We start from the raw sequence: 25854 nt of genomic DNA on the forward strand, positions 1-25854 counted from the left end.
CGGAGGGTCCTTTACGAGGGTGGGTGGAGGTTACGAGGCCGGAGTCGAGGCGGCTCGGCGGCCCGCCCTCGCCACGGATATCTGGCGCGCGACCCGGGGGCCGAGCACGGAGACGACGAGCAGCACGCCGGTGACGACGATCTGCGACTGTGCGGAGACGTTGACGAGGCTCATCACGTTCTGCAGGGCGCCCAGCAGGAACACTCCCGCGATGGCGCCGCCGAGCGTGCCCTTGCCGCCGTCGAAGTCGATGCCGCCGAGCAGGACGGCCGCGACGACGGAGAGTTCGAGTCCGGTGGCGTTGTCGTAGCGGGCGCTGGCGTAGTGCAGCGCCCAGAAGACGCCGGTGAGGGAGGCCATGAAGCCGGTCGCGGTGAACAGGATCAGCTTGGCGCGCTTGACCCGGATGCCGGCGAACCGTGCCGCCTCCTCGCTGGCGCCGACGGCGAACAGCGAGCGGCCGAACGGGGTGGCGTGCAGGACGACCACGGCGATCGCGAGCAGCACCACGAAGGGCAGGAACGCCTGCGGGAGGAAGCTGTTGCCGATGCGCCCGGCCGCGAAGTTCAGGTACTGGGTGGGGAAGTCGGTCACCGCGTCGGAGCCGAGCACGATCTGTGCGATGCCCCGGTAGGCGGCGAGGGTGCCGATGGTGACGGCCAGGGAGGGCAGCCCGAGGCGGGTCACCAGCAGGCCGTTGACCAGCCCGCACACCACGCCGAGGAGGAGACAGAGCGGGATGATCGTCTCGATCGCCATCCCCTCGTTCCACAGCTTGCCCATCACCGCGCCCGACAGCCCGGCCGTGGAGGCGACGGACAGGTCGATCTCGCCCGCGACCACGAGCAGGGTCATGGGCAGCGCGATGAGCGCGATCGGCAGGGTGTTGCCGATCAGGAACGACAGGTTGAGGGCGTTGCCGAAGCCGTCGACGAGGCCGAACGACAGCAGCAGGAGCACGACGAGGAGAGCGCCGACGACCGTGTCCCAGCGGATCGCGCGCGTCAAGGAGTCAGGCATGGCGGGCGTTCCCCTTCTTCAGGGCCGTCTTCTTCGCGGTCGTCTTCTTCAGGGCGGAGGCCACCCGCAGCGCGACGATCCGGTCGACCGCGATGGCGAGCAGGAGCAGGACGCCGTTGATGGCGAGCACCCAGACGGAGCTGACTCCGAGGGCGGGCAGCACGCTGTTGATGGAGGTCAGCAGCAGGCCGCCGAGAGCCGCGCCGTAGACGCTGCCGGAGCCGCCGGTGAAGACAACACCGCCGACCACGACCGCGCTGACGACGGTGAGTTCGTAGCCGTTGCCGGTGCCGGAGTCGACGTTGCCGAAACGGGCCAGGTACAGCGCGCCCGCGAGCCCGGCCAGGCCCCCGCAGAAGGTGTACGCGGCCAGGATCCGCTTGCGCACCGGGATACCGGCGAGGCGGGCGGCCTCCGGGTTGGAGCCGAGCGCGTACAGCTCGCGTCCGCTGCCGTAGTGCTTGAGGTAGTACGCGGTCGCCACCAGGACGACCAGGGCTATGAGGGCCAGCCAGGGGACGGCGGAGATGCCGCCGGACCCGAAGTCGACGAACCCGCCGGGCAGGTCGGCCGCCGTGATCTGCCGCGAGCCGACCCAGATGGAGTCGATGCCGCGGATGATGTAGAGGGTGCCGAGGGTGACGACGAGGGCGGGCACCTGGCCGAGGCTGACGAGCAGCCCGTTGAGGAGACCGAAGCCGACGCCGAGCAGGATGGCCAGCACCACGCCCACGACGGGGTTGCCGCCGCCGTGCAGATACGTGCCCGCTGCGAAGGCGCTGATGCCGAGGGTGGAGCCGACCGACAGGTCGACGTTGCGGGTGATGACGACCAGGGACTGGCCGGTCGCGACCAGCACCAGGATGGTCGCGTTCAGCAGCAGGTCCTTGACGCCCTGCTCGGAGAGGAAGTCGCTGTTGCCGAGCTGGGTGACGGTGATCATCACCAGGAAGACGACCAGGATGGCGAGTTCACGCATCTTGAACACGCGGTCGACCAGCCGGGTGCCGCTGGATTTCGGCATATCGGTCACGGGGGCCTGATCGGGGGCAGTCACCGTCATGCGGCGGCCCTCCCGGTGGCTGCGGCCATCACGGTTTCCTCGGTGGCTTCGGAGCGCGGGATCTCGGCGGTGAGCCGGCCCTCGTGCATCACGAGCACGCGGTCGGCCATGCCGAGGATCTCGGGCAGGTCGGAGGAGATCATCAGGACGGCCACGCCGTCCGCGGCCAGCTCGCTGAGCAGCCGGTGCACCTCGGCCTTCGTGCCGACGTCGATGCCGCGGGTCGGCTCGTCGACGATCAGCACCTTCGGGCCGGTGGCGAGCCACTTGGCGAGGACCACCTTCTGCTGGTTGCCGCCGGACAGCGTGGAGACGGAGTCCGCGATCCGGGCGTACTTCACCTGGAGCTTGACGGCCCAGTCGAGAGAGCGGCTGCGTTCGGCGCCGCGGTCCACGAGCCCGGCCTTCACGGTCGTGCGCAGACCGGTCAGGCCGATGTTGCGTTCGATGGACATGTCCATCACCAGGCCCTGGGCGCGCCGGTCCTCGGGGACCAGGGCGAGCCCGGCGGCCATCGCGGTGGAGGGCGCGCCGTTGGTGAGTGTCCTGCCGTCGACCTCGACCTCGCCCGCGTCCCAGCGGTCGATGCCGAAGACGGCGCGCGCGACCTCGGTCCGGCCGGCGCCGACGAGCCCGGCGAGACCGACGATCTCACCGCGCCGCACGTCGAACGACACGTCCGTGAAGACGCCCTCCCGGGTCAGCCGCCGTACGCTCAGTGCGACCTCCCCCGGCTCCACGTCCTGCTTGGGGTACAGCTCGTCGAGGTCGCGGCCGACCATGCGGCGGACGAGGTCGTCCTCGGTCATCCCCTCCAGCGGTTCACTGGCGATCCAGGCGCCGTCGCGCAGTGTGGTCACCCGCTGGCAGATCTCGAAGATCTCCTCCAGCCGGTGGGAGATGAACAGCACCGCTGTGCCCTGCTCGCGCAGGGTGCGGACGACGCCGAAGAGCCGGGCCACCTCGCTGCCGGTGAGGGCCGCGGTCGGCTCGTCCATGATCAGGACGCGGGCGTCGAAGGAGAGCGCCTTGGCGATCTCCACGATCTGCTGGTCCGCGATGGACAGGCCGCGTGCCGGGCGCTCGGGGTCGAGGTCGACACCCAGGCGTCGCATCAGGGCCGCGGTGGCCGCGTTCGTGGCCTTGTGGTCGATCCGGCCGAGGGCCCTGCGGGGCCGGCGGCCCATGAAGATGTTCTCGGCGATCGACAGGTCGGGGAAGAGGGTCGGCTCCTGGTAGATCACGGCGATACCGGCGTCCCGGGCGTCGGCCGGGCCGTGGAAGACGGTCGGCTCACCGTCGAGCAGCACCTGACCGGCATCCGGTCGGTGCACACCGGCGAGCGTCTTGATGAGGGTCGACTTGCCCGCGCCGTTCTCGCCGGCGAGGGCGTGCACCTCGCCGGGGAACAGTTCCAGGGACACGTCTCTCAGGGCGCGCACCGCGCCGAAGGACTTGGAGATGTCCCTGAGCGCCAGCACCGGGGCCGGACCCGTGTCGGACGGGTGGGTCATGGGGGCTCCTCGACGACGCCGGCAGGGTGTCCTCACGGCGTCGTGAAAGGTTTCAACTTGGTTGCCGGGACGTTAGGCGGGCCAGCCATGTCACGTCAATGGGGTCGCCTCGAAAAAATTTCGATAGACAAGGGTCACGACGTGGTCACGGCAAGACTGACTCGCCGAAAGCCTTGACACCCCAGGTGGAGGCTCTTAGCTTCCCTTCCTGAATCGTTTCACGCACGGTGTCCCCCACCGATGCCCACCGATGCCACAGGAGCCCCCAAGTGACCGAGCTCGCCGCGGTGAAGGCCGCTCTGAAGACCCAGGCCGTCGAGACGCCGTCATGGGCGTACGGGAACTCGGGCACGCGCTTCAAGGTGTTCGCGCAAGCCGGCGTCCCCCGCGATCCGCGCGAGAAGCTGGACGACGCAGCGAAGGTGCACGAGTTCACGGGCATCGCACCGACCGTGGCGCTGCACATCCCGTGGGACAAGGTGGACGACTACGCGGCGCTCGCCAAGTACGCGCAGGAGCGCGGCGTGAAGCTCGGTGCGATCAACTCCAACACCTTCCAGGACGACGACTACAAGCTCGGCAGCATCTGCCATCCGGACGCGGCGGTGCGGCGCAAGGCCGTCGACCATCTGCTGGAGTGCGTCGACATCATGGACGCCACCGGTTCGAGGGACCTGAAGCTGTGGTTCGCGGACGGGACGAACTACCCCGGTCAGGACGACATCCGTGAGCGGCAGGACCGGCTCGCGGAGGGCCTCGCCGAGGTGTACGCGCGGCTGGGCGACGGGCAGCGGATGCTGCTGGAGTACAAGTTCTTCGAGCCGGCCTTCTACACGACGGACGTGCCGGACTGGGGGACGGCGTACGCGCACTGCCTGAAGCTCGGACCGAAGGCGCAGGTGGTGGTGGACACGGGGCACCACGCACCGGGCACCAACATCGAGTTCATCGTGGCGACGCTGCTGCGGGAGGGCAGGCTCGGGGGGTTCGACTTCAACTCGCGGTTCTACGCCGACGACGACCTGATGGTCGGGGCTGCGGACCCGTTCCAGCTGTTCCGGATCATGTACGAGGTGGTGCGCGGGGGCGGGTTCACCTCCGACGTCGCCTTCATGCTCGACCAGTGCCACAACATCGAGGCCAAGATCCCGGCGATCATCCGCTCGGTGATGAACGTCCAGGAGGCCACGGCCAAGGCGCTGCTGGTGGACCGGGACGCGCTGACTGCGGCGCAGCGGGCGGGGGACGTGCTGGGCGCCAACGCGGTGCTCATGGACGCGTACAACACGGATGTGCGTCCGTTGCTGCGTGAGGTGCGGGAGGAGATGGGGCTGGACCCCGATCCCATGGGTGCGTACGCCCGGTCCGGGTGGGCTCAGAAGATCGTTGAAGAGCGCGTGGGCGGTCAGCAGGCCGGTTGGGGAGCGTAGGCACTGCCCCGCGTCCGCCGGGTAAGGCCGTTCGCTGACTGCGGGCCGGATGTGGCTGGTCGCTCCCCCAAGTTCTCGGCTTCGCTCGAACAGGGGGACCCCCATCGCGGCGGAGCCGCGAATCGATACAGACCCGCGCCCCTTCGGGGCGCGCTCCACTCACCCCTCGTCCATGAAGGACCGGATATGTCTCTCCACCCCGAAGCCGCCGCTCTGCTCGCCCGTTCCCACCGGCTCGGCTCCGATGCCCGTAACACCAACTACGCCGGCGGCAACGCCTCCGCCAAAGGCACCGACACCGATCCCGTGACCGGGGGTGATGTCGAGCTGATGTGGGTGAAGGGGTCCGGTGGTGATCTCGGGACCCTGACCGAGGCCGGGCTGGCCGTGTTGCGGCTCGACCGGCTGCGGGCCCTCGTCGACGTCTATCCCGGTGTCGAGCGGGAGGACGAGATGGTCGCCGCGTTCGACTACTGTCTGCACGGCAAGGGCGGGGCCGCCCCCTCCATCGACACCGCCATGCACGGTCTCGTGGACGCGCCCCACGTCGACCACCTCCACCCCGACTCCGGGATCGCGCTCGCCTGCGCGGCCGACGGGGAGAAACTGACCGCCGAGTGCTTCGGCGACACCGTGGTGTGGGTGCCGTGGCGGAGGCCCGGGTTCCAGCTGGGTCTGGACATCGCCGCCATCAAGGAGGCCAACCCGCAGGCCATCGGCTGCGTACTGGGCGGGCACGGGATCACTGCCTGGGGAGCCACCTCGCAGGAGTGCGAGCGCAACTCGCTGCACATCATCCGCACCGCCGAGGCCTTCCTCGCCGAGCGGGGCAAGCCCGAGCCGTTCGGGCCGGTGATCGGGGGATTCGAGGCCCTGCCCGAGACCGAGCGCCGGGAACGGGCCGCGGCCCTCGCGCCGTACGTGCGCGGCCTCGCCTCCCAGGACAAGCCGCAGGTCGGGCACTTCACCGATTCCGAGGTCGTCCTCGACTTCGTGGCGCGAGCCGAACACCCTCGGCTCGCCGCGCTCGGCACCTCCTGCCCGGACCACTTCCTGCGCACCAAGGTCCGTCCGCTGGTCCTCGACCTGCCGCCGACAGCGCCGCTGGAGGAGGCCGTCGCCCGGCTGAAGGAACTGCACGCCGCCTACCGGGAGGAGTACGCCGCCTACTACCAGCGGCACGCCCTGCCCGACTCCCCCGCCATGCGGGGGGCCGACCCGGCGATCGTGCTCGTGCCCGGCGTCGGCATGTTCTCCTTCGGCAAGGACAAGCAGACCGCCCGCGTGGCCGGCGAGTTCTACGTCAACGCGATCAACGTGATGCGCGGCGCCGAGGCCGTGTCGACGTACGCGCCGATCGAGGAGTCCGAGAAGTTCCGCATCGAGTACTGGGCACTGGAGGAGGCCAAGCTCCAGCGGATGCCGAAGCCCAAGCCGCTCGCCACGCGGGTGGCGCTGGTGACGGGGGCCGGCAGCGGGATCGGCAAGGCGATCGCACACCGGCTGGTCGCCGAGGGGGCGTGTGTCGTCGTCGCGGACCTCGACGGCGAGAACGCCGCCGCCGTGGCCGAGGGGCTGGGCGGGCCGGACAAGGCCGTCGCCGTCACCGTCGACGTCACCTCCGAGGAGCAGATCGCGGACGCCTTCAAGGCCGCCGTGCTGGCCTTCGGCGGCGTCGACCTCGTGGTCAACAACGCCGGCATCTCCATCTCCAAGCCGCTGCTCGAGACCTCGGTGAAGGACTGGGACCTCCAGCACGACATCATGGCCCGCGGCTCCTTCCTCGTCTCGCGCGAGGCCGCCCGCGTGATGATCGCGCAGGGGCTGGACGGCGACATCGTCTACATCGCCTCCAAGAACGCCGTCTTCGCCGGGCCCAACAACATCGCCTACTCCGCGACCAAGGCCGACCAGGCGCACCAGGTGCGGCTGCTGGCCGCCGAGCTGGGCGAGCACGGCATCCGCGTCAACGGGGTCAACCCGGACGGGGTGGTGCGCGGCTCGGGCATCTTCGCGGGCGGCTGGGGCGCGCAGCGGGCGGCCGTGTACGGGGTGCCGGAGGAGAAGCTCGGCGAGTTCTACGCCCAACGGACCATCCTCAAGCGGGAGGTGCTGCCGGAGCACGTCGCGAACGCCGTGTTCGCGCTGACCGGCGGGGACCTCACCCACACCACGGGACTGCACGTCCCGGTCGACGCGGGCGTCGCTGCCGCCTTCCTGCGGTGAGCGCCGTGCAGTCGTACGCCGCGGTCGACCTCGGCGCGTCCAGCGGGCGCGTCATGGTCGGCCGCGTGGGCCCCGGCACCCTGGAGCTGACCGAGGCGCACCGCTTCCCGAACCGGCCCGTGCGGGTCCCCGAGGGGCTGCGCTGGGACATCCTGTCGCTGTACGCCGGCGTCATCGAAGGGCTGTGCGCGGCCGGCCCGGTCGACTCGGTCGGTATCGACAGCTGGGCCGTGGACTACGGCCTGCTGGACGTGGACGGAGCCCTGCTCGGCAACCCGGTCCACTACCGGGACGCCCGCACGGAGGGGATCGCGGAGAAGGTCTGGGCCACCGTCCCCGCGGACGAGTTGTACGCCGCGACCGGTTTGCAGTACGCGCCCTTCAACACGCTGTACCAGCTGACCGCGGCCCGCTCCGCCAGCCAACTCGCCCAGGCGAAGCGGCTGTTGCTCATCCCGGACCTGCTGACGTACTGGCTGACGGGCGAGCAGGGCACCGAGCTGACCAACGCCTCCACCACCCAGCTCATCGACCCCCGCACGCGCGACTGGGCGTACGGCGTCGCGGCCCGGCTGGACATCGACCTGAGCCTGTTCGCGCCGATGCGCCGGCCCGGCGACCCGGCCGGGGTGCTGCGGCCCGAGGTGCTGGACGAGGCGGGGCTGCGGGGTCCCGTGCCGGTGACCACCGTGGGCTCGCACGACACGGCGTCCGCGGTGGCCGCCGTACCGGCCGTCGGTGAGCGGTTCGCCTACATCTGCACCGGCACCTGGTCGCTGGCCGGCCTGGAACTCCAGGCACCCGTGCTCACCGAGGACAGCCGGGCCGCCAACTTCACCAACGAGCTCGGCCTGGACGGCACGGTCCGCTATCTGCGGAACATCATGGGGCTGTGGCTGCTCCAGGAGTGCGTACGGGAATGGGGCGACCCGGACCTGCCCGGGCTGCTGTCGGCCGCCGCCGGGGTCCCGGCGCTGCGCTCCGTGGTGGACGCCGGTGACGCGGCGTTCCTGGCGCCCGGACGGATGCCGGAGCGCATCGCCGAGGCGTGCCGGGCCTCGGGGCAGCCGGTGCCGGACTCCGCCGCCGAGGTCACGCGGTGCATCCTCGACTCCCTCGCACTCGCCCACCGCCGGGCCGTGTCCGAGGCCCAGCGGCTAGCCGACCACCCGGTGGACGTGGTCCACATCGTCGGGGGCGGCACCCGCAACGCCCTGCTGTGCCAGCTGACCGCCGACGCCTGCGGGCTGCCGGTGGTGGCCGGTCCGACGGAGGCGGCCGCCCTCGGGAACGTCCTCGTCCAGGCCCGCGCCCACGGGATCGTCGGCGACCGGGCCGAGATGCGCCGACTGCTCGCCGCCACCCAGCCGCTCACGCGGTACGAACCACGCGGCGACACCGCCGTGTGGCGCGCGGCGGAGTCCCGGCTCGCTACGCCGTGAGCCGGGGTCTCCCCCAGACCGCGCCCGCCGACTACCCTGCACTCATCCGATGATCGACCCCAAGGAGCCGCGATGCGTGTCGCCCTTTTCCTGACCTGCGTCAACGACACGCTCTATCCGGACACCGGCCGCGCGGTGGTGAAACTGCTGACCAGACTTGGCGTCGAGGTCGACTTCCCGATGGCGCAGACGTGCTGCGGACAGGCCCACTACAACACCGGATACCGGCATGAGGCCGAGCCGCTCGCCGTGAAGTTCTCCGATGTCTTCCGGGACTACGAGGCGATCGTGACACCGTCGGGGTCGTGCGGGGCGATGGTGCGGGAGCTGTATCCGCGGATGGGTGAGCGGGCACGGGCCGAGGGCCGCGGGGACGCACTCGCGGCCACCCTGGCACCCGTGGTCCCGAAGACGTACGAGCTGACCGAGTTCCTCGTGGACGTGCTCGGAGTGAGCGATGTCGGCGCGTACTACCCGCACAAGGTGACCTACCACCCGACCTGCCACGGTCTGCGGGGCCTGGGCCTCGGCGACCGGCCCAGGCGGCTGCTCCAGGCCGTGAAGGGGCTGGAGTTGGCCGAGCTGCCGGGGGCCGAGGAGTGCTGCGGTTTCGGCGGCACGTTCGCCCTGAAGAACTCCGATGTCTCGGCGGCGATGGGCGTCGACAAGGTGCGCAACGCCGAGTCGACGGGCGCGCAGGTGCTGTGCGCGGCCGACAACTCCTGTCTGATGCACATCGGCGGAACGATGGCGCGCCTGAGGGTCGGCATGCGGCCGGTGCACATCGCGGAGATCCTGGCGAGCACGGAAGAGGAGCCGCTGGTATGAGCGGAACGTATCTCGGTATGCCCGCCTTCCCGGCGGCGGCGCACGAGGCGGTGCGCGACCGGACCCTGCGCGGCAATCTGCGCCACGCCACCCACACCATCCGCGCCAAGCGGGCGAAGGCGGTCGCGGAGGTGTCCGACTGGGCGGCCCTGCGGGAGGCGGGCCGGCAGATCAAGGACCACACGCTGCGCCATCTCGACCGGTATCTGGTCCAGTTGGAGGAGTCGGTCACGGCGGCGGGCGGCGTGGTGCACTGGGCCGCCGACGCCGAGGAGGCCAACCGGATCGTGGCCGAACTGGTCAGGGCCACCGGTGAGTCGGAGGTCGTCAAGGTCAAGTCGATGGCCACCCAGGAGATCGGCCTCAACGAGGCCCTGGAGGCGCAGGGCATCCGCGCCTACGAGACCGATCTCGCCGAGCTGATCGTCCAGTTGGGCAAGGACCGGCCCTCCCACATCCTCGTCCCGGCGATCCACCGCAACCGCGGCGAGATACGGGACATCTTCCGCTCGGAGATGGCCGAGTGGGGCCGCCCGGCCCCCGAGGGGCTGACCGACACGCCCGCCGAACTCGCCGAGGCCGCTCGGCTGCACCTGCGGGAGAAGTTCCTGCGCGCCAAGGTCGGGATCTCCGGCGCGAACTTCATGGTCGCTCAGACCGGCACGCTGGTCGTGGTGGAGTCCGAGGGCAACGGGCGGATGTGCGTCACCCTCCCCGAGACGCTGATCTCGGTCGTCGGCATCGAGAAGATCGTGCCGACCTGGCGGGACCTGGAGGTGTTCCTGCAGACCCTGCCGCGCTCCTCCACGGCCGAGCGCATGAACCCGTACACCAGCACGTGGACCGGCACCACCGACGAGGACGGGCCGAGGGCCTTCCACCTGGTCCTGCTCGACAACGGGCGAACCGACACGCTCGCCGACCAGGTGGGCCGCCAGGCTCTGCGCTGCATCCGCTGCTCGGCGTGTCTCAATGTGTGCCCGGTGTACGAGCGGGCGGGCGGCCACGCCTACGGCTCGGTGTACCCGGGCCCGATCGGCGCGATCCTCAGCCCGCAGCTGCGGGGCACCCAGAGCGAGATCGACGCCTCCCTGCCGTACGCGTCCTCGCTGTGCGGCGCCTGTTACGAGGTGTGCCCGGTCGCCATCGACATTCCCGAGGTGCTGGTGCATCTGCGGGAACGGGTCGTGCAGGGCGGGCCGGTGACACGGGGCGGCAACAAGGTCGTGCTGAGGCCCGCGAAGGGGCACGCCGCCGAGCGGGCGGCGATGCGGGCGGCGCGCTGGGCGTTCGGTCACCCCGCGGCGCTGCGGACGGGTCAGCGGCTGGCGTCGCGGTCGCGCCGCTTCCTTCCGCGGACGCTGCCGGGCCCGGGCCGGGCGTGGAGCGCGAGCCGGGACCTGCCGCAGGTGCCGGCGGAGCCGTTCCGTGACTGGTGGCAGCGCACGCGTGGTGGGAAGGACGCGAAGTGAACAGCAGAGAGCAGATCCTGGGCCGGGTGCGGCGCGCGCTGGCGGACGTACCGAAGGACGACACGGCGTACGAGCAGGCCGTTTCCCGGGACTATCTCAGGGAGCACGGCGAGCGCGGCGTCGGGGAGACGGTCGAGCTGCTGGCGGAGAACCTGGCGGACTACCGGGCGATCGTGCACCGGACCGATACCGCCGCGCTGCCGTCGGTCCTGGCCGGTCTGCTCGCCGCGCGCGGCGCACGCACCGTCCTGGTGCCGCCCGGGCTGCCGTCGCACTGGCTCGCGGACGTGGAGCAGGTCCCCGACCGGGTGGAGAGCACCCCGCACGAGCTGGACGCCGTCGACAGCGTGGTCACCGCCTGCGCCGTCGCCATCGCCGAGACCGGCACCATCGTGCTGGACGGCGCCCCTGACCAGGGCCGCCGCCGTATCACCCTGGTCCCCGACCATCACATCTGCGTGGTGCGCGTCCCCGACCAGGTGGTCTCCTCCGTCCCCCAGGCCCTCGAACGGCTCGACCCGGCACGCCCGCTGACGTGGATCTCCGGGCCGTCCGCGACGAGCGACATCGAGCTGGACCGGGTCGAGGGGGTGCACGGTCCGCGCACCCTTGAGGTGGTGCTGGTGAGCGGTGAGTGACCGGCGCGGTTAGCGTGAGGGAATGATCCGGTTCGAGCAGGTCACCAAGCGGTATCCGGACGGCACGACCGCCGTGCGCGACCTGTCGTTCGAGGTCGACGAGGGCGAACTGGTCACGCTCGTCGGGCCGTCGGGCTGCGGCAAGACGACCACGATGATGCTGGTCAACCGGCTCGTGGAACCGACCTCGGGGCGGGTCCTGGTGGGCGGTGAGGACGTCGCGGCCGTCGATCCGGTGCGGCTGCGGCGCCGCATCGGCTACGTCATCCAGCAGGTGGGTCTGTTCCCGCACCGCACCGTGCTCGACAACACGGCCACCGTCCCGCTGCTGCTCGGCTGGACGAAGGCGAGGGCACGGGCGCGCGCCGCCGAGCTGCTGGAGCTGGTCGGCCTGGACCCGAGGACCTACGGGCCGCGCTACCCCGACCAGTTGTCGGGCGGCCAGCGGCAGCGGGTCGGGGTGGCGCGGGCACTCGCCGCCGACCCGCCCGTGCTGCTGATGGACGAGCCGTTCGGGGCGGTCGACCCGGTGGTGCGGAAGCAGTTGCAGGACGAGTTCCTGCGGATGCGGGCGGCCGTGCGCAAGACGGTGCTGCTGGTCACGCACGACATCGAGGAAGCGGTGCGGTTGGGCGACCGGATCGCTGTCTACGGGCGTGGCTGCGTGGAGCAGTTCGACACGCCGGACGCCGTACTGGGCAGACCCGCCACACCGAGCGTCGCCGCGTTCGTGGGCGCGGATCGCGGCCTGAAGCGGCTGTCGGTGACGAAGATCCGGCCGGGCGACCTCGAACAGCCGCCGGTCACCCGCCTCGACGAGCCCGCCCGGCGGGCCGAGGCCCGGTTGCGCGCCGAGGGCGCGCTCCGGGCGGTCGTCCTCGACGCGGAGGGCGAACTGCACGGCTGCGTAGCCATCGAGGAGCTGGCCGGAGGCGGCCTGGTCCGCGACCACGTCCACCGGATGGACTGCCGGGTTCCCGTGGGCGCTTCGCTCAAGCAGGCGTTCGAGGTGATGCTCCGGCACGACGCCGGGTGGGCGGCGGTCCTGGACGGGGCGCGTTTCCTCGGCGTCCTCACCCCGGCCGGGCTGCACGAGGCGCTGCGCCGCTCGGCGGACGCGTTCACTCCGTGACGAAGTCTGCCATCATCGCCATGTCCTCGTGCTCCAGGTTGTGGCAGTGCAGCATGTAGCGGCCCGGGTAGTCGGTGAACCGGGTGACGATCTCCACGGATTCGGCCGGGCGCAGGTCGACCGTGTCCTTCCAGCCCGCGTCGTACGGCCCGGGCGAGCGGCCGTTGCGGGCGGTCACCCGGAAGTGGTTGAGGTGGAGGTGGACGGGGTGGTGGAAGTCGGTGACGAACCGCCACACCTCGGTGGTGCCCAGTCGGACGGTGGCCAGCGGCCTGCCGGGCTCGTAGGGGCGGCCGTTGATGGTCCAGCCGGTGGATCCGGCGCGCCGCTGGAAGTGGAACGTACGGGTCGCCGTGGCCCGGTCCGGGCGCGGCGTGGGTATCGCGGACAACCGTGCCGGTATGCGTGAGTCGTCGTCCGGTGGCCGGGCGGTGGAGACGTCGAACCGCATCACGGCCGCCGTGCTGCCGCTGCCCAGCTGGTTGACCAGCCGTACGCGGGTGCCGGGCCGGTAGCGGGAGAAGTCGACGATCACGTCGAAGCGTTCGGCCGGAGCGATGTCGAGCGAGTCGTGCGCGAGCGGCGTCTGGAGCAGGCCGCCGTCGCCGCCGATCTGCACCAGACCGGCGCCGCCCGGGGGCGGAGGGTCCAGCGCCAGACGGTAGCGGCGGGCGTTCGAGGCGTTGAGCAGACGCAGCCGGTAGCGCAGCCGCCGGGCTGGAACCACCGGCCAGGGTGCCCCGTTGACCAGGATGACATCGCCCAGGACGCCGTCCTTGTAGCGCGTGCCGACGCCCGGCGTGCGCTGTGCCGGGTCCAGGGCCGGGTAGCGGAAGGAGCCGTCGGCCGCGAAGGACCGGTCGGTGATCATCAGGGGGATGTCGCGGTCGCCGCGGGGCAGCGGCAGCGCCTCTTCCTCGTCGTCGTGGACGAGGTGGAACCCGGCGAGGCCGTACCAGACGTTGGGGCCGGTGAAGCCCATGCGGTGGTCGTGGTACCAGAGGGTGGCGGCCCGTTGCTCCATCGGGTACGTGTACGTCCGCACGACCGCGGCACTGTCGTGGGAGTCGGCCGTCCCGGCCATGCTGGTCATCCCCGGCATCGCCGCCATGCCGCCCGCCCCGGGCACCGTGCCGCCGCGCGGCAGGATCAGCGCGGTCGGATAGCCGTCGCTGCCGTACGGGGTGTGGCCGCCGTGCAGGTGGACGACGGTCGGATGCGGCAGTTCGTTGCGGTGCCGCACCACCGTGCGGCGCCCCGAGCGCGAGACGAGCGTAGGCCCGGGGAAGGTGCCGCCGTAGGTCCAGGCGGTGGTCTCCGGCCCGGGCAGGATACTAAGGCGCGCCGTCCGCTGGGTGATCTCGTACACGTCCGTCGTGCCGTCGGAGCGGACCGGCGCGAGCACGGACGGCACGGGCAGCGGCACCGCGTACGGCGGCGGAAGGGGAGCCTGGCTGCGCAGCAGCAGCCCCGGCTGACCGGGCGTCAGCGCGCCCGAGGCCATGGCCCATCCGCCGACGGTGACCGCGCCGCCGCCGAGGGCCGCCGCGGCGAGCAGGCGGCGTCGGCCGATGCCCCCGCTCATGCGCGCCCCTCCGCACGGCGGGAACGGTCCGCGCGCCACGCCCGGACCAGCATCAGCAAGGTGCAGGCGATGATCGCCACGCCCAGCGGGACATGAACGGCGAGCACGCGCGCGTACCCCATGGCGATCTGTCCCGCCTCCGCCCCGAAGAGCGCGACGGCGGCCAGGGCCGGCCAGCCGGGCCCGCCACCGGGGCGCCACAGCAGCACCGAAGCCACGATCTGGGCCAGGGCGGTGAGCCCGGTGGCAGTCGCGTTGAGGGCGTGCAGGTCCAGGGCTCCGTAGTGACCGGACAGGAAGCCCCCGGCCAGTACCGCCTGCCCGACGGCCAGGACGGCCTCGCATGTCACCACGGTCCGGAAGAACAGGAGGGCCCAGGGCCGCACCAGGGGGCGGCCACCGTCGGCGGGTGCGGGCGGATCCGCCACGGGGCGCGGGGAAGGAACGATCCGATTAGGCATGAACGAGATAGTGCCAGATGAGACTATCCCTTGGGAACCAATCTCGACCTGCCCTAAGCTGAACGGTCATGAACGCCCCCCGCTCCGCCTCCCCCGCGCCCGGTGCAGGCCCCGCGCGCATCGGCCCCCTGCTCCTTCTCGCCCATCGCCGCGCCGCCCGGACGTTCTCCGAGGCGCTGCGTCCGCTCGGCATCGAGGGGCGGCACTACGGGGTGCTGCTCAACCTCACCAGGCACGGGGCGCTCAGCCAGCGCCGGCTCATCGACCTCACCGGCAGCGACAAGTCCTCGATGGTGCGCACGGTCGACGACCTGGAGGCCCGCGCTCTGGCCGTGCGGCGGCCCTCGCCCGCCGACCGGCGCGCCCACGCGGTGGAGCTGACCGAAGAGGGCAGAGCCCTGTTCGCCGAGGCCTCGCGGATCGCCGACGAGGTGGGTGCCCGGCTCCTGGGCTGCCTGGAAGAGGACGACCAGGAACTGTTGTGCTCACTGCTGGAACGCTTCGTCAGAGCACCCGAGACGTAGGGCGTGCGCGTCAGAACCGGACAGTTGGGGCCATGACCGGACAGCCACGGGCCGCCCGGTCGGGCATCCTGTCGTCCTGCCGGGCGCCGCGGGCGTGTGTGCGGTGCCCCTCATCGGCTTCCGGAGCCGGCAGAAGGCCGCCCCCGGTGTCACTTCAAAAGCCCCTTGTCCTCGAGGTACGCGCGGGCCACGTCCTGCGGCAGCCGCCGCCAGCTGTCCACCCGCTGGTTCAGGGACGTCAGGTCTTCCGTCGTCAGGACCGAGTTGAGAGCGCTCAGGGCCTTGGTGACACGGACGCCGCCCGCCCGGGCGCGGTTGACGACCGGGACGACGTAGTCCGCGTTCTGCAGGTGTCTGTCGTCGGCGAGCAGGACGAGCCCGAACGTGTCGAGGGTGGCGTCCGTCGTGGTGGTCAGCACCATCTGGTCCCGCCCGTCCTGGACGGCCCGCTTGGCCTGTGTGGTGCCGACGCCCTTGGGGTCGACACCCGTGATGTCGATGCCGTACGTCTTCCTCAACCCCGGTGCGCAGTACGGCCGGAGCACGCATTCGTCCCCGGCCGCGAGCCGCACCTTCAGGCCCGAGCGGCCGAGGTCGCTGAGGGTCCTCAGGTGGTGGTCGCGGGCGTACGCACGGGTCACCGCGAAGGCGTTCCGGTCGACCGCGCGGCCCGGCTCGAGCACCGTCAGTCCGCGGGGCGCGGTCAGTCTCCGCAGCGCGCTCATGGTGGCGGCGAGGTCCGGTGAGCCGACGGGCGCGGCTCCGGCCCCGTGGGTCCTTGCCTGGAGCCAGTCCGCGAAGGTGGCCGCGTACTCCGGGATCACGTCGATCTGCCCGGACTCCAGGGCGGGTTCGTACAGTTCGCGGTTGGCGACGGTGATGAGGGAGGTCGTGTAGCCGGCCCGGTCCAGCAGTAGCGCGTACATGTGGGCGAGCAGGTCGCTCTCGGTGAAGCCGGCCGAGCCGACGGTCAGGTGCCTGCTGTCGCCGGGCGGCGCGGTGACCCGGCCCCGGGTCTCCAGGGAGGGGCCCGTCATACAGCCGGCGACCAGCAGGACGGACGCGAGCGCCGCGTACCGTCTCATCGCCCGTCCCCCGCCCGGCGTGGCGCCAGCCGCTCGACGGCCTCGAAGCTCCCCTCGACCACCAGGGCGAACGCGGCCACCAGCACCGCCCCGGCGACGACCTGAGGCGTACTGGCCAGGTTGAAGCCCGCGGTGATGATGCGGCCGAGTCCGCCGCCGCCTGCCAGCGCGGCGATCGTGGCGGTCGCGACGAGCTGGACGGCGGCGATGCGCACCCCGCCCAGCACCATGGGGAGCGACAGGGGCAGTTCCACGCGAAGCAGCAGCTGCCGGCCGGTCATGCCCATCCCCCGCGCCGCTCGCACCACGTCGGCGTCGACCTGCCGTATGCCGACGTACGCGTTGGTCAGCAGCGGTGGCACCGCGAACAGCACGAGAGCGACGGCGGTCGGACCGTCGCCCCAAGCCCCGATCGGGGTGAGCAGCAGGAGCACCAGCACGGCGAAGGTGGGGACGGCGCGGCCGACGTTGGAGAGGTTGACGGCGAGTGCGCCGCCCTTGCCGAGGTGGCCGAGGACGAGGGCGACGGGCAGTGCGATCAGGCAGCTGATGAGGAGACAGACGGCGGTCAGGACGAGGTGCTGCTGCAACCGGTGCCCGATGCCGTCGTCACCCGCCCAGTGCGCCGGGTCGGTGAGCCAGTGCCAGGTGTCGCCGAGGGTCCTCATCGGCTTCTCGCCCTCGCCCAGGGGGTGGCGAGCCGTTGCACACCGAGCAGCAGCACGTCGGCGGCCACGGCGATCAGCACGCAGAGCACGGACGCGGTGAGCACCTGCGCCTTGAAGTAGGTGTTCATGCCCGCGTAGATGAGGTTGCCGAGACCCCCGAAGCCGACGATCGCCCCGACCGTGACCAGGGACACCGCCGAGACGGTGGCGATGCGCAGGCCCGCCATGGCGGCGGGCAGGGCGAGCGGCAGTTCCACGGTGAGCAGCAGCCGGATCGGCCCGTAGCCCATGCCGAGGGCGGCCTGCCGGGTCTCCTCGGGAACGGCGCGCAACCCGGCGAGGATGTTCCGGACGAGCAGGGTGAGCGAGTACAGGGCGAGCCCGGTGACGACCAGGGTCGCCGACAGCCCGTACAGGGGCAGGAGCAGCGAGAACATGGCCAGCGAGGGAATCGTGTAGAGGACCGTGGTGACGCCGAGGACGGGTGCGGCGGCCCGGCGCAGGCGGCGCGCCAGGACCGCGAGCGGGACCGCGATGAGCAGGGCGATGGCGACGGAGGCCGTGACCAGCTGCAGATGCTGGAGCACCGCGTCGAGGAGGATGTGGCGGCGGGTGCGCAGGTAGGCGCCGCAGATCCACTCGTTGCGGGCGAGGCAGTCGTCCGGGGGTGTGGTCACACGTCCATGGGACCGGGCGGGCGAGGGGCCGCGCTCGTTGTGGTGGCCCGTCGGGGTGTCGCCGACCGCGGCGTGGTGGCGGCGGAGGCGCCGTCCGTGCGGGGCGGGGCACCCGTGGCCCGCGCGAGGTGCGTACGGGCCGAGGGGCGGCCCCGCAGCGGGGCCGCCCCTCGTGCGGGTGCGGAGAGGGTCAGCGGCACACGCTGATGTTGTTCAGTTCGGGGTCGTCGGCGTCGGGCAGGTTCATGCCCGACTCCAGGCCCGTACGCAGATAGCGCAGCACCGGCTCGGTGAGGCGTTCGCCCGGCAGGACGGCCGGGATGCCCGGCGGATAGGGCGTGATCATCTCGGCGGAGATCCGGCCTGCCGCCTGCTCCAGGGGCACGGACTCCTTGGGCCCGAAGTACGCGTCGCGCGGCAGGCGCACCTGTTCGAGGCGCATCTCCTCTCCCGTCGGCACCTCGGGGTGCGGCAGACCGGCCGCGAGCTCGTCGGCGTGCCCGGCGAGGTCGCGCAGGGCCCGAAGCAGGGGCCGGGTGGTGTCGGGCGAGTCGGCGAAAGTGAGCTGTGCGCTGATCCGGCGGTGGTCGGAGAGGTGCATGTCGATGTGGTGTTCGGCGCGCAGCCAGTCGGCGGCGCGGTAGCCGCTCGTACCCAGGCCGCTGACGTCGATGGTGACGGGCAGCGGGTCGTAGTCCGCGGACAGGCCCGGGCCCACCAGGTCGTCGCGCCCGAGGACCTCCAGGCCCGGGATCTCCTCGACGGCGGCCCGGACCTGCTCGGCCAGGTGCAGCGCGTCGTCCAGCAGGTCCTTGCCGCGCAGGGCCATCTGGCGGCGCCAGGCGTCGAGTCCCGCGAAGATGAGGACCGAGGGGCTGGTGGTGCCCAACAGGTCCGCACGCGACTTCAGGGCCGTGGGATCGATCAAAGACCCCTGCAGATGGAAGACGGAGCCCTGTTCGAAGCCGCTGCCCATCTTGTGGATGCTGGTCACGCAGACGTCCGCGCCGGCGTCCATCGCCCAGGACGGCAGATCCGGATGGAAGGGAAGGTGCGCGCCCCACGCCTCGTCGACGATGAGCGGCAGTCCGTGCGCGTGGCAGACCTCGGCGATCGCGGCCAGGTCCGCGCAGCCGCCGTACGGGGTCGGGCTGGTGACCAGGGCGCCGCGCGCCTCGGGATGGCGGTCGAGGGCCTCGGCGAAGGCCTCCGCTGAGGGTGCGTGCGCGAAGCGCTGCCGCTCGTCCCACTGGGGGTCGACCCAGACGGGCTCGATGCCCGCCAGGATCAGTCCGGAGACCACCGACTTGTGGGCGTCACGGCCCACGACCAGCTGCTCGTGCGGACCCGCCACGGCGAGCATCGCGGCCTTCACGGACAACGAGCTGCCGCAGGTGGTGAAGAAAGTGTGCTCGGCATGGACGGCGTCCGCCATCAGCTCCTCTGCCCGCACCAGGACGTCACCGGTCATGCGGCGGTCGTCGAGACCGCCCGAGGCGAGCACATCGGAGTGGAAGACGTCGCTCAGCAGCTCTCTGGCTTCCGGGTCGGCGCCGCGGGCCTGTTTGTGCCCGGGCGGGGTGAAGGCGAGCTCCCCGCGCTCGTGGTAGCGGCGCAGGGCTTCGAGAATCGGCACTCGGGTGTGGTCCACGGGTGTTCCCTCCTTCGTCGAGCGGTCGGTCACGGCTCTCGGTCGGAGGGGCGTCCCTCGGCGGTCTTCCGGTTGGCCTGGAGACTCGGGGTGATCGGGTCACCCGCGCCGCCCCCGGTGCCCCCGCCGGTGTCGGTGTCGTCCTCGTGGCCCTGCTCCTTCACCTCCTGAAGAACCTCCTCGGTGGCGGTACGGGTCGGCTTCTTGCGCCACGGCAGGCGCGACAGAATCGTGCTCATGGCGGGCCGGGTACCCGCGGACCGCCGGATCAGGCGGGCTCGGGGTGCCGTTCACCCCTGGCCGTTCAGCGCCCGCGCCGCCACCTTCAGGTCGGACACGAGCCCGGCGTACGCCGCCTCCCGGTCGTCGGCACGGAGGATCGCCGAGGGATGCACCGTCGCGACGACGTACCGCTCGTCCCCGGAGCCGGGCAGCGGGAGCAGGCTCCCGCGGTCCTTGGTCACCCGGAAGGAGCCGCCCAGCAGTGACTTGGCGGCGGTCGCGCCCAGGGCCACCACGACGTCGGGCCGGATCAGGTCGAGCTCGGCGCGCAACCAGGGCTTGCAGGCGCTCATCTCGCGGAGGCTGGGCGCCTTGTGGATGCGCCTCTTGCCGCGCTCGGGGACGACGGTGAACTTGAAGTGCTTGACCGCGTTGGTGACATATGCGGTGCCGCGGTCGATACCGGCCTCGGTCAGCGCCTTGTCCAGCAGGCGTCCGGCCGGGCCCACGAAGGGTTCGCCCTGCCGGTCCTCCTGGTCGCCCGGCTGCTCGCCGACCAGCACGACCCGCGCCGAGGTCTCCCCCCGGCCGAACACGGTCTGGGTGGCGTTCTCGTAGAGGGGGCAGCCGTGGCAGTCGGCGGCGGCACGCCGGTATGCGGCGAGGTCACCGCCGTCCGGCAGGAACGGGGTCGCGTCGTACGCGCTCGCCCGGGTGTCCTCGGAAGGGCTCATGGCTGCTTCACCTCCCTGGGCCACGGTCCTGACCCGGTCCCCGCAGTACCCCTTCTCCCGGCTCGCACACCCCTGGTCCGGTGGGGACGATGGAGGAGGCCCGACATCGGCGAAGACCACAGCACCCCGGAGGGGACGATGACCTCTAAAGCCCGCCCGGGAGAGGACGAGCCGGACGCCACCTCTCAAGCGGAACGGATCTTCCAGTTGGAGGAGGAGATCTGCCAGCTGAAGGAGGCCGTCACCTCCCACGCGACGGTGGACCAGGCCATCGGCATGCTCGTCGCCCTCGGCCATGTGACGCCCAGCCAGGGATGGGAGGTGCTCCGGGAGGTCTCGCAGCACGCGAACATCAAGCTGCGCAATGTGGCGGAGATGATATTGGTCTGGGGCCGCGACGGGGATCTGCCGGACGACCTGCGCGTCCTCCTGGAGGACACGCTCGACCGCTACGGCCCCACGCAGCTGCCGGAGGGTCCGCCTCCGCACTGACGGCGCGTGTTCCGGCCTCGTGTTTCAAACACCCTGTCGCGGATAGTCCGGAAGGTGTCGGCGCACTGGCCAACCGTTCCCGGGAGGGTTCGGCAGTGAGCCCACCGCAAACGGCCGTCCGGTCGACAAGCGGCTCGGGCGGCCGGATGCGATGCCGACCGGTGCCGCGGCTGACCGGACCCGGAAGGGCGGACCGGCCGGGGCCGGGCATCAGGCGCTGTCGGAAAGAGCCTCCTCACGCACACGCGCACAGCATCCGCTGAGCAGGCGCGAGACGTGCATCTGGGAGATGCCGAGCTGGCTGGCGATGCGGCTCTGGGTCATCCCCCGGAAGTAGCGCAGATAGAGGATGGTGCGCTCACGTTCCGGCAGCGAGCGCAGACACGGTTTGACGGCCTCCCGGTCGACGATCAGGTCGTAGCCGGCGTCGGAGTCGCCGAGGGCGTCGCCGAGCGCGTAGCCGTCATCGCTGCCGGCGACCTCCGCGTCCAGCGAGAGCGCGGTGAAGCTGTCCATGGCTTCCAGTCCCACCCGCACATCGTCCTCGCTGAGATGCGCGTGCTCGGCGATCTCGGCGACGGTCGGGCCGTGCCCCGGGGTCTCCTGTCCGATCTCCTTGACGGCCGCCCGCACCCGGTTGCGCAGGTCCTGGACACGCCGCGGTACGTGCAGAACCCACATGTGGTCCCGGAAGTGCCGCTTGATCTCACCGGTGATGGTGGGGATGGCATAGCTCTCGAACGCGTAGCCGCGTGCCGGCTCATAGCGGTCGACCGCCTTGACCAGCCCGAGAGCGGCCACCTGGCACAGATCCTCGACGGACTCGCCCCTGCCTCTGTAACGCCGGGCGATGCGCTCGGCCATCGGCAGCCACGACCGGACGATCTCGTCTCGCAGCGCCTGCCGCTCGGGGCCGTCGGGCAGCCCGCGCAGCTGAGCAAAGGCGTCCGTGGTGTCAGGGGCGTCGTCGTGCGGGTGTTGCTTGGCCTTGACCGTGATGCGCATGTGCTTTTCAACTCCCTCGAGGGGCTGATTGGACAGTCACCATGGGAGGGCGCACTCACGGAACAGTGCGAGGAACACACCCGGGGCTGGTGAGCCAGCTCCCACGGACGTGCCTCCTGTCCGAAGCACTAATCAGCCCATTCCCGACTTTCTGGACGGCAAACAATTTCTCGGACGGGGTGACGGTCGGCGCTCACCCGACTGCGGGAAGCAGCCATACGGTGGCCAGCGGCGGAAGGGTCAGACGGACGCCGTGTCCGGGACCCGGTTCGGGGGCGAGGGGTTCCGGGTTGCGGACGCCGCTGCCTCCGTACGCCGGCCCGTCCGTGTTCAGCACCTCCTGCCAGGCCGGGACGTCGTCCGGGACGCCCAGGCGGTAGTCGTGGCGGACGACCGGCGAGAAGTTCGACACGGCCAGCAGAGGTCTGCCGTCCGCGTCGTGGCGCAGGAACGCGAACACGTTGTCGTCGGCGGCGTCCGAGACGACCCAGCTGAAGCCGGACGGTTCGGTGTCGCGCTGCCACAGGGCCGGGGTGCGGCGGTAGATCGTGTTGAGGTCGCGGACCAGGTCCCGCACGCCCCGGTGATCGGGTTCCGCCCCGTACTCGGGATCCAGCAGCCACCAGTCGAGGCCCTGGGCCTGCGACCACTCGCCGCCCTGGGCGAACTCCTGTCCCATGAAGAGGAGTTGCTTGCCGGGGTGGGCCCACATGAAGCCCAGGTACGCACGGAGGTTCGCCCGCTGCTGCCACCAGTCCCCCGGCATCTTGGACACGAGGGCCTGCTTTCCGTGCACCACCTCGTCGTGGGAGATCGGCAGGACGTAGTTCTCGCTGTAGGCGTAGACCATGGAGAACGTCATCTCGTTGTGGTGGTACCTGCGGTGGATCGGGTCCTTGGACACATAGACGAGGGAGTCGTGCATCCAGCCCATGTTCCACTTCAGGCCGAAGCCGAGGCCGCCCTGATCGGTGGGTCTGGTCACGCCGTCCCAGGCGGTGGACTCCTCGGCTATCGTGACCACGCCGGGGCAGCGGCGGTAGACGGTCGCGTTCATCTCCTGCAGGAACGCGACCGCGTCGAGGTTCTCCCGGCCGCCGTGCTCGTTCGGGGTCCACTGGCCGGGCTCGCGGGAGTAGTCGAGGTAGAGCATGGAGGCGACCGCGTCCACGCGCAGGCCGTCGATGTGGAACTCCTCGCACCAGTACACGGCGTTGGCGACCAGGAAGTTGCGCACCTCGCGGCGCCCGTAGTCGAACTCCAGGGTCCCCCAGTCGGGGTGGGCCGCGCGCAGCGGGTCCTGGTGCTCGTACAGCGGGCGTCCGTCGAACTCGGCCAGCGCCCAGTCGTCGCGGGGGAAGTGGGCCGGTACCCAGTCCATCAGGACGCCGATGCCGGCCTGGTGCAGGGCGTCGACGAGGTACTTGAAGTCGTCGGGGGTGCCCAGGCGGGCGGTGGGCGCGTAGAAGCCGGTGACCTGGTAGCCCCAGGACCCGCCGAAGGGGTGCTCGGCGATCGGCATCAGCTCGACGTGGGTGAAGCCCAGCTCCTTGACGTACCCCGGCAAGTGCTCGGCCAGTTGCCGGTACGTAAGCCCCGGCCGCCAGGACGGCAGGTGCACCTCGTACACCGAGAACGGCGCCCGATGCACAGGCACGTCCGCGCGGTGTGCCATCCATGCGTCGTCGTGCCACTCGTACGCCGACTCGGTCACGATCGAGGCGGTCGCCGGCGGCACCTCCGTGCGGCGGGCCATGGGGTCGGCGCGTACGGTGTGGCTGCCGTCGGGCCGCGCGATGTCGAACTTGTAGCGCGCCCCGGGGCCGATTCCGGGCACGAACAGCTCCCACACTCCGGAGGAGCCGAGGGAGCGCATGGGGTACGCGCGGCCGTCCCAGTGGCAGAAGTCCCCGCACAGCCGGACGCCTCGGGCGTTCGGCGCCCACACCGTGAAGCGGGTGCCGGTCACGCCCTGGTGGGTCATGGGGTGGGCCCCGAGGACCTTCCACAGCTCCTCGTGGCGCCCCTCGCCGATCAGGTGCAGGTCGAACTCGCCGAGCGCGGGCAGGAAACGGTAGGGGTCGTCGGTCTCCTGGACGGTGTCCGCGTACGCCACGAGCAGCCGGTGGTCCGGTATCTCCCGCACCGGCAGCAGGGCCGAGAAGAAGCCGTCGCCGTCGTCGTGCAGTTCGGCCCAGGCGTCGCCGATGACGACGGTGACCGACAGCGCGCACGGTCGCAGCGCGCGGAGGACCGTTCCGTCCGGCACCGGGTGCGCGCCGAGTACGGCGTGCGGGTCGTGGTGGGTGCCGGCCAGCAGCCGCTCCCGGTCACCGGCGGGCACGGGCGCGGGTGCCGGGGTGCCCAGGTGCGGCGAGGCGAGCGGGGGCGGGGGCGGGGGCACGGTGTGCGTGGTCACGGCATGGGCCTCCTGTCGCCGGGGCGTCGGGCGAGGCGGGCGATCGCCGCCATGGGTACCGGAAGCCAGTCGGGCCGGTGGCGGGCCTCGTACAGGACCTCGTACACGGCCCGGTCCGTCTCGTAGGCGCGCAGCAGCGCCGGTTGCGCGCGCGGGTCCCAGCCCGCTTCGGCGGCGTAGCCCGCGCAGTACGCCTCGCGGCAGCGCAGCGCCCATTCGGGCTGCCACGGCCGGCGGGCGTGGGCGGCGTAGTCGAAGGAGCGGAGCATCCCCGCGACATCACGGACGGGGGACTGCGGGCGGCGCCGTTCGGGGAGCGGGCGTGCCGGTTCGCCCTCGAAGTCGATCACGTGCCACCGGCGTTCGGCCCGGAGCACCTGGCCGAGGTGCAGATCGCCGTGGATGCGCTGGGCGGGCCGGGGCGCGTCGAGCGCCGCCAGTTCGGTGAAGGCGGTACGCAGCCCGTGGGCGTACGGCAGCAGTTCCGGTACGGCGTGGGTGGCGTCCCGCAGCCGCTCGACCATGCCGGCGGTGAGGGGCCCGGTGTCGGGCGGCCCTTGGGGCTCGGCGGGGAACGCGGCGGCGAGGGCCAGATGCACCTCGGCCGTGGCCCGTCCCAGTTCGTACGCCTCCTCGGTGAACTCCCGCCCGGCCGCGAGGGCGGCGAGCGCCTGTGTCCATCCGTCGGCGGCGCCGTGCAGGAAGGGCTGGAGCACGCCGAGTGTCGCGGCCCAGGGGCTGGAGGTGCGGAACCAGGCCACCGGCGCGGGGACGCAGGTGCAGCCCTGCCGGACCAGGGCCCAGGGCACCTCCAGGTCGGGGTTGATCCCGGGCCGCACCCGGCGGAAGACCTTCAGGATGTAGGCGTCGCCGTACACCAGGGAGGAGTTGGACTGCTCGGCTTCGAGGAGGCGGGGCGCGAGCCCGGTGGGTATGGTCACTCGTCTGTCGCGTTCGAAGCGGAGGGCGCCCGCGGTGCCCGGCGTGCGCAGCCGTTCCAGGAGCAGGGACGCCGAGCGCGGGTCCTGGAGGGCGTCGTACACCAGCAGCCCCTGGAGAGGTCCCTCGCTCACCCGTCCGAGGACCGCCGGGGAGACCCGTGGGGACAGGGACTCCCCGGTGCCGAGGAGCAGTTGGTAGCAGTCGTGCCCCGGCGCGGCGGTCGGCGAGCGCCCGATGGAGTCGGCGCGGACCAGGACGTGGAGGCAGCCGGGGTGCAGTTCGGTCACCGCCAGCAGAGTCAGGTCCGTGACGGGCCGTCCCTTGCCTGCGAACCAGCGCTGGCGCGGCAACCACTCCCGCAGCAGACCGGAGAGCGAGGGCAGCAGCGAGGTGGGGCCGATGCCGTCCTGGCTGAGCGTTGCGGTCTGGGTCTTCGGCATGGCCTCGCGTCCTTTCCGTGCCGGCCGACGTCAGCGGCCCTGATTCAACTGGTCATGAACACGTTGACCTTGGTGGCGTGGGGGACGTTCTTGCGGAGGCGGAACCAGTAGAAGCCGTGGCCTGCGAGGGTGAGCAGGTAGGGCAGTTCTCCGATGGCGGGGAAGCGGACCCCGCCGATCAGTT

General features: G+C 71.6%; 23 protein-coding genes. 9 read left to right on the top strand and 14 right to left on the bottom strand.

The genetic code is table 11. The features are described 5' to 3' along the window. Window positions 1–30: 30 nt before the first annotated feature. Genes ACFYZE_RS23200 through ACFYZE_RS23210 form a run of 3 tightly spaced genes read right to left on the bottom strand, consistent with a single transcriptional unit; the run spans window position 31 to window position 3597 of the window. The gene (locus ACFYZE_RS23200; protein WP_388997176.1) at window positions 31–1020 is read right to left on the bottom strand and encodes an ABC transporter permease; all 990 of its coding nucleotides are present in this window, start codon (window positions 1018–1020) and stop codon (window positions 31–33) included. Further along, window positions 1013–2083 carry an ABC transporter permease gene (locus ACFYZE_RS23205; RefSeq protein WP_388997178.1) on the bottom strand — a complete coding sequence of 357 codons (1071 nt, stop codon included), beginning with the start codon at window positions 2081–2083 and terminating at the stop codon, window positions 1013–1015. The genes ACFYZE_RS23200 and ACFYZE_RS23205 overlap by 8 nt, the downstream gene beginning before the upstream one ends. Further along, window positions 2080–3597, bottom strand: coding sequence for a sugar ABC transporter ATP-binding protein (locus ACFYZE_RS23210; RefSeq protein WP_388997180.1), 1518 nt, complete (start codon window positions 3595–3597; stop codon window positions 2080–2082). The genes ACFYZE_RS23205 and ACFYZE_RS23210 overlap by 4 nt, the downstream gene beginning before the upstream one ends. A gap of 269 nt (window positions 3598–3866) precedes the next feature. Here ACFYZE_RS23210 and rhaI point away from each other — a divergent pair, with 269 nt between their 5' ends. The 7 genes from rhaI (at window position 3867) to ACFYZE_RS23245 (ending at window position 12765) form a co-directional block, all read left to right on the top strand. Beyond that, entirely contained in the window at window positions 3867–5027 is a 1161-nt protein-coding gene (gene rhaI / locus ACFYZE_RS23215) for an L-rhamnose isomerase (protein WP_388997183.1), read from the top strand. 186 nt (window positions 5028–5213) lie between these two features. Next, a complete protein-coding gene (locus ACFYZE_RS23220; protein WP_388997186.1) occupies window positions 5214–7253 on the top strand; it encodes a bifunctional aldolase/short-chain dehydrogenase in 2040 nt (679 codons plus the stop codon). Between the two features lie 5 nt (window positions 7254–7258). Next, window positions 7259–8695 carry a rhamnulokinase family protein gene (locus ACFYZE_RS23225; RefSeq protein ID WP_388997281.1) on the top strand — a complete coding sequence of 479 codons (1437 nt, stop codon included), beginning with the start codon at window positions 7259–7261 and terminating at the stop codon, window positions 8693–8695. A 72-nt stretch (window positions 8696–8767) separates the two neighbouring features. Further along, window positions 8768–9523 carry a (Fe-S)-binding protein gene (locus ACFYZE_RS23230; RefSeq protein ID WP_388997189.1) on the top strand — a complete coding sequence of 252 codons (756 nt, stop codon included), beginning with the start codon at window positions 8768–8770 and terminating at the stop codon, window positions 9521–9523. Next, complete coding sequence (locus ACFYZE_RS23235; RefSeq protein ID WP_388997192.1) at window positions 9520–10995, top strand: LutB/LldF family L-lactate oxidation iron-sulfur protein; 1476 nt, start codon at window positions 9520–9522, stop codon at window positions 10993–10995. The genes ACFYZE_RS23230 and ACFYZE_RS23235 overlap by 4 nt, the downstream gene beginning before the upstream one ends. Next, complete coding sequence (locus tag ACFYZE_RS23240) at window positions 10992–11633, top strand: lactate utilization protein C (protein WP_388997195.1); 642 nt, start codon at window positions 10992–10994, stop codon at window positions 11631–11633. Before ACFYZE_RS23235 ends, ACFYZE_RS23240 begins: the two co-directional genes overlap by 4 nt. 22 nt (window positions 11634–11655) lie before the next feature. Beyond that, a complete protein-coding gene (locus tag ACFYZE_RS23245; protein WP_388997198.1) occupies window positions 11656–12765 on the top strand; it encodes an ABC transporter ATP-binding protein in 1110 nt (369 codons plus the stop codon). Here ACFYZE_RS23245 and ACFYZE_RS23250 read toward each other — a convergent pair. Beyond that, the gene (locus ACFYZE_RS23250; protein WP_388997201.1) at window positions 12755–14350 is read right to left on the bottom strand and encodes a multicopper oxidase family protein; all 1596 of its coding nucleotides are present in this window, start codon (window positions 14348–14350) and stop codon (window positions 12755–12757) included. The two genes, ACFYZE_RS23245 and ACFYZE_RS23250, sit on opposite strands and share 11 nt — an antisense overlap. Continuing rightward, complete coding sequence (locus ACFYZE_RS23255) at window positions 14347–14811, bottom strand: hypothetical protein (protein ID WP_388997204.1); 465 nt, start codon at window positions 14809–14811, stop codon at window positions 14347–14349. The genes ACFYZE_RS23250 and ACFYZE_RS23255 overlap by 4 nt, the downstream gene beginning before the upstream one ends. Before the next feature lie 68 nt (window positions 14812–14879). Here ACFYZE_RS23255 and ACFYZE_RS23260 point away from each other — a divergent pair, with 68 nt between their 5' ends. Continuing rightward, a complete protein-coding gene (locus ACFYZE_RS23260; protein WP_388997207.1) occupies window positions 14880–15335 on the top strand; it encodes a MarR family winged helix-turn-helix transcriptional regulator in 456 nt (151 codons plus the stop codon). Window positions 15336–15484: 149 nt separating this feature from the next. On the opposite strand, the gene ACFYZE_RS23265 is transcribed toward ACFYZE_RS23260, so the two are convergent. From ACFYZE_RS23265 to ACFYZE_RS23290, 6 genes are all read right to left on the bottom strand, one after another. Then, window positions 15485–16420 (bottom strand): ABC transporter substrate-binding protein, encoded by a 936-nt coding sequence (locus tag ACFYZE_RS23265; RefSeq protein WP_388997210.1) that lies wholly within the window; start codon window positions 16418–16420, stop codon window positions 15485–15487. Further along, on the bottom strand, window positions 16417–17088 hold the full coding sequence (locus tag ACFYZE_RS23270) for an ABC transporter permease (protein ID WP_388997213.1): 672 nt from the start codon (window positions 17086–17088) through the stop codon (window positions 16417–16419). The genes ACFYZE_RS23265 and ACFYZE_RS23270 overlap by 4 nt, the downstream gene beginning before the upstream one ends. Continuing rightward, window positions 17085–17765, bottom strand: a complete 681-nt coding sequence (locus ACFYZE_RS23275; protein ID WP_388997216.1) for an ABC transporter permease — start codon at window positions 17763–17765, stop codon at window positions 17085–17087. Before ACFYZE_RS23275 ends, ACFYZE_RS23270 begins: the two co-directional genes overlap by 4 nt. Window positions 17766–17955: 190 nt before the next feature. Then, window positions 17956–19416 carry an aminotransferase class I/II-fold pyridoxal phosphate-dependent enzyme gene (locus ACFYZE_RS23280; protein WP_388997219.1) on the bottom strand — a complete coding sequence of 487 codons (1461 nt, stop codon included), beginning with the start codon at window positions 19414–19416 and terminating at the stop codon, window positions 17956–17958. A gap of 29 nt (window positions 19417–19445) precedes the next feature. Next, entirely contained in the window at window positions 19446–19655 is a 210-nt protein-coding gene (locus tag ACFYZE_RS23285) for a hypothetical protein (RefSeq protein WP_388997222.1), read from the bottom strand. Window positions 19656–19706: 51 nt separating this feature from the next. Then, on the bottom strand, window positions 19707–20372 hold the full coding sequence (locus ACFYZE_RS23290; protein ID WP_388997225.1) for a UdgX family uracil-DNA binding protein: 666 nt from the start codon (window positions 20370–20372) through the stop codon (window positions 19707–19709). A 138-nt stretch (window positions 20373–20510) separates the two neighbouring features. On the opposite strand from ACFYZE_RS23290, the gene ACFYZE_RS23295 reads away from it, so the two are divergent. Continuing rightward, window positions 20511–20864 (top strand): ANTAR domain-containing protein, encoded by a 354-nt coding sequence (locus ACFYZE_RS23295; protein ID WP_388997228.1) that lies wholly within the window; start codon window positions 20511–20513, stop codon window positions 20862–20864. A 210-nt stretch (window positions 20865–21074) separates the two neighbouring features. Here the strand turns inward: ACFYZE_RS23295 and ACFYZE_RS23300 are convergent, their stop codons facing one another. The 3 genes from ACFYZE_RS23300 to ACFYZE_RS23310 all read right to left on the bottom strand — a co-directional run bounded on the left by ACFYZE_RS23300 (window position 21075) and on the right by ACFYZE_RS23310 (window position 25670). After that, complete coding sequence (locus ACFYZE_RS23300) at window positions 21075–21869, bottom strand: SigB/SigF/SigG family RNA polymerase sigma factor (protein ID WP_263228348.1); 795 nt, start codon at window positions 21867–21869, stop codon at window positions 21075–21077. A 193-nt stretch (window positions 21870–22062) separates the two neighbouring features. After that, complete coding sequence (glgB, locus tag ACFYZE_RS23305; protein WP_388997231.1) at window positions 22063–24288, bottom strand: 1,4-alpha-glucan branching enzyme; 2226 nt, start codon at window positions 24286–24288, stop codon at window positions 22063–22065. Continuing rightward, window positions 24285–25670 carry a maltokinase gene (locus ACFYZE_RS23310; protein WP_388997235.1) on the bottom strand — a complete coding sequence of 462 codons (1386 nt, stop codon included), beginning with the start codon at window positions 25668–25670 and terminating at the stop codon, window positions 24285–24287. The genes glgB and ACFYZE_RS23310 overlap by 4 nt, the downstream gene beginning before the upstream one ends. Window positions 25671–25854 lie beyond the last annotated feature (184 nt).

This window comes from Streptomyces sp. NPDC001796, assembly GCF_042892355.1.
Taxonomy (GTDB): domain Bacteria; phylum Actinomycetota; class Actinomycetes; order Streptomycetales; family Streptomycetaceae; genus Streptomyces.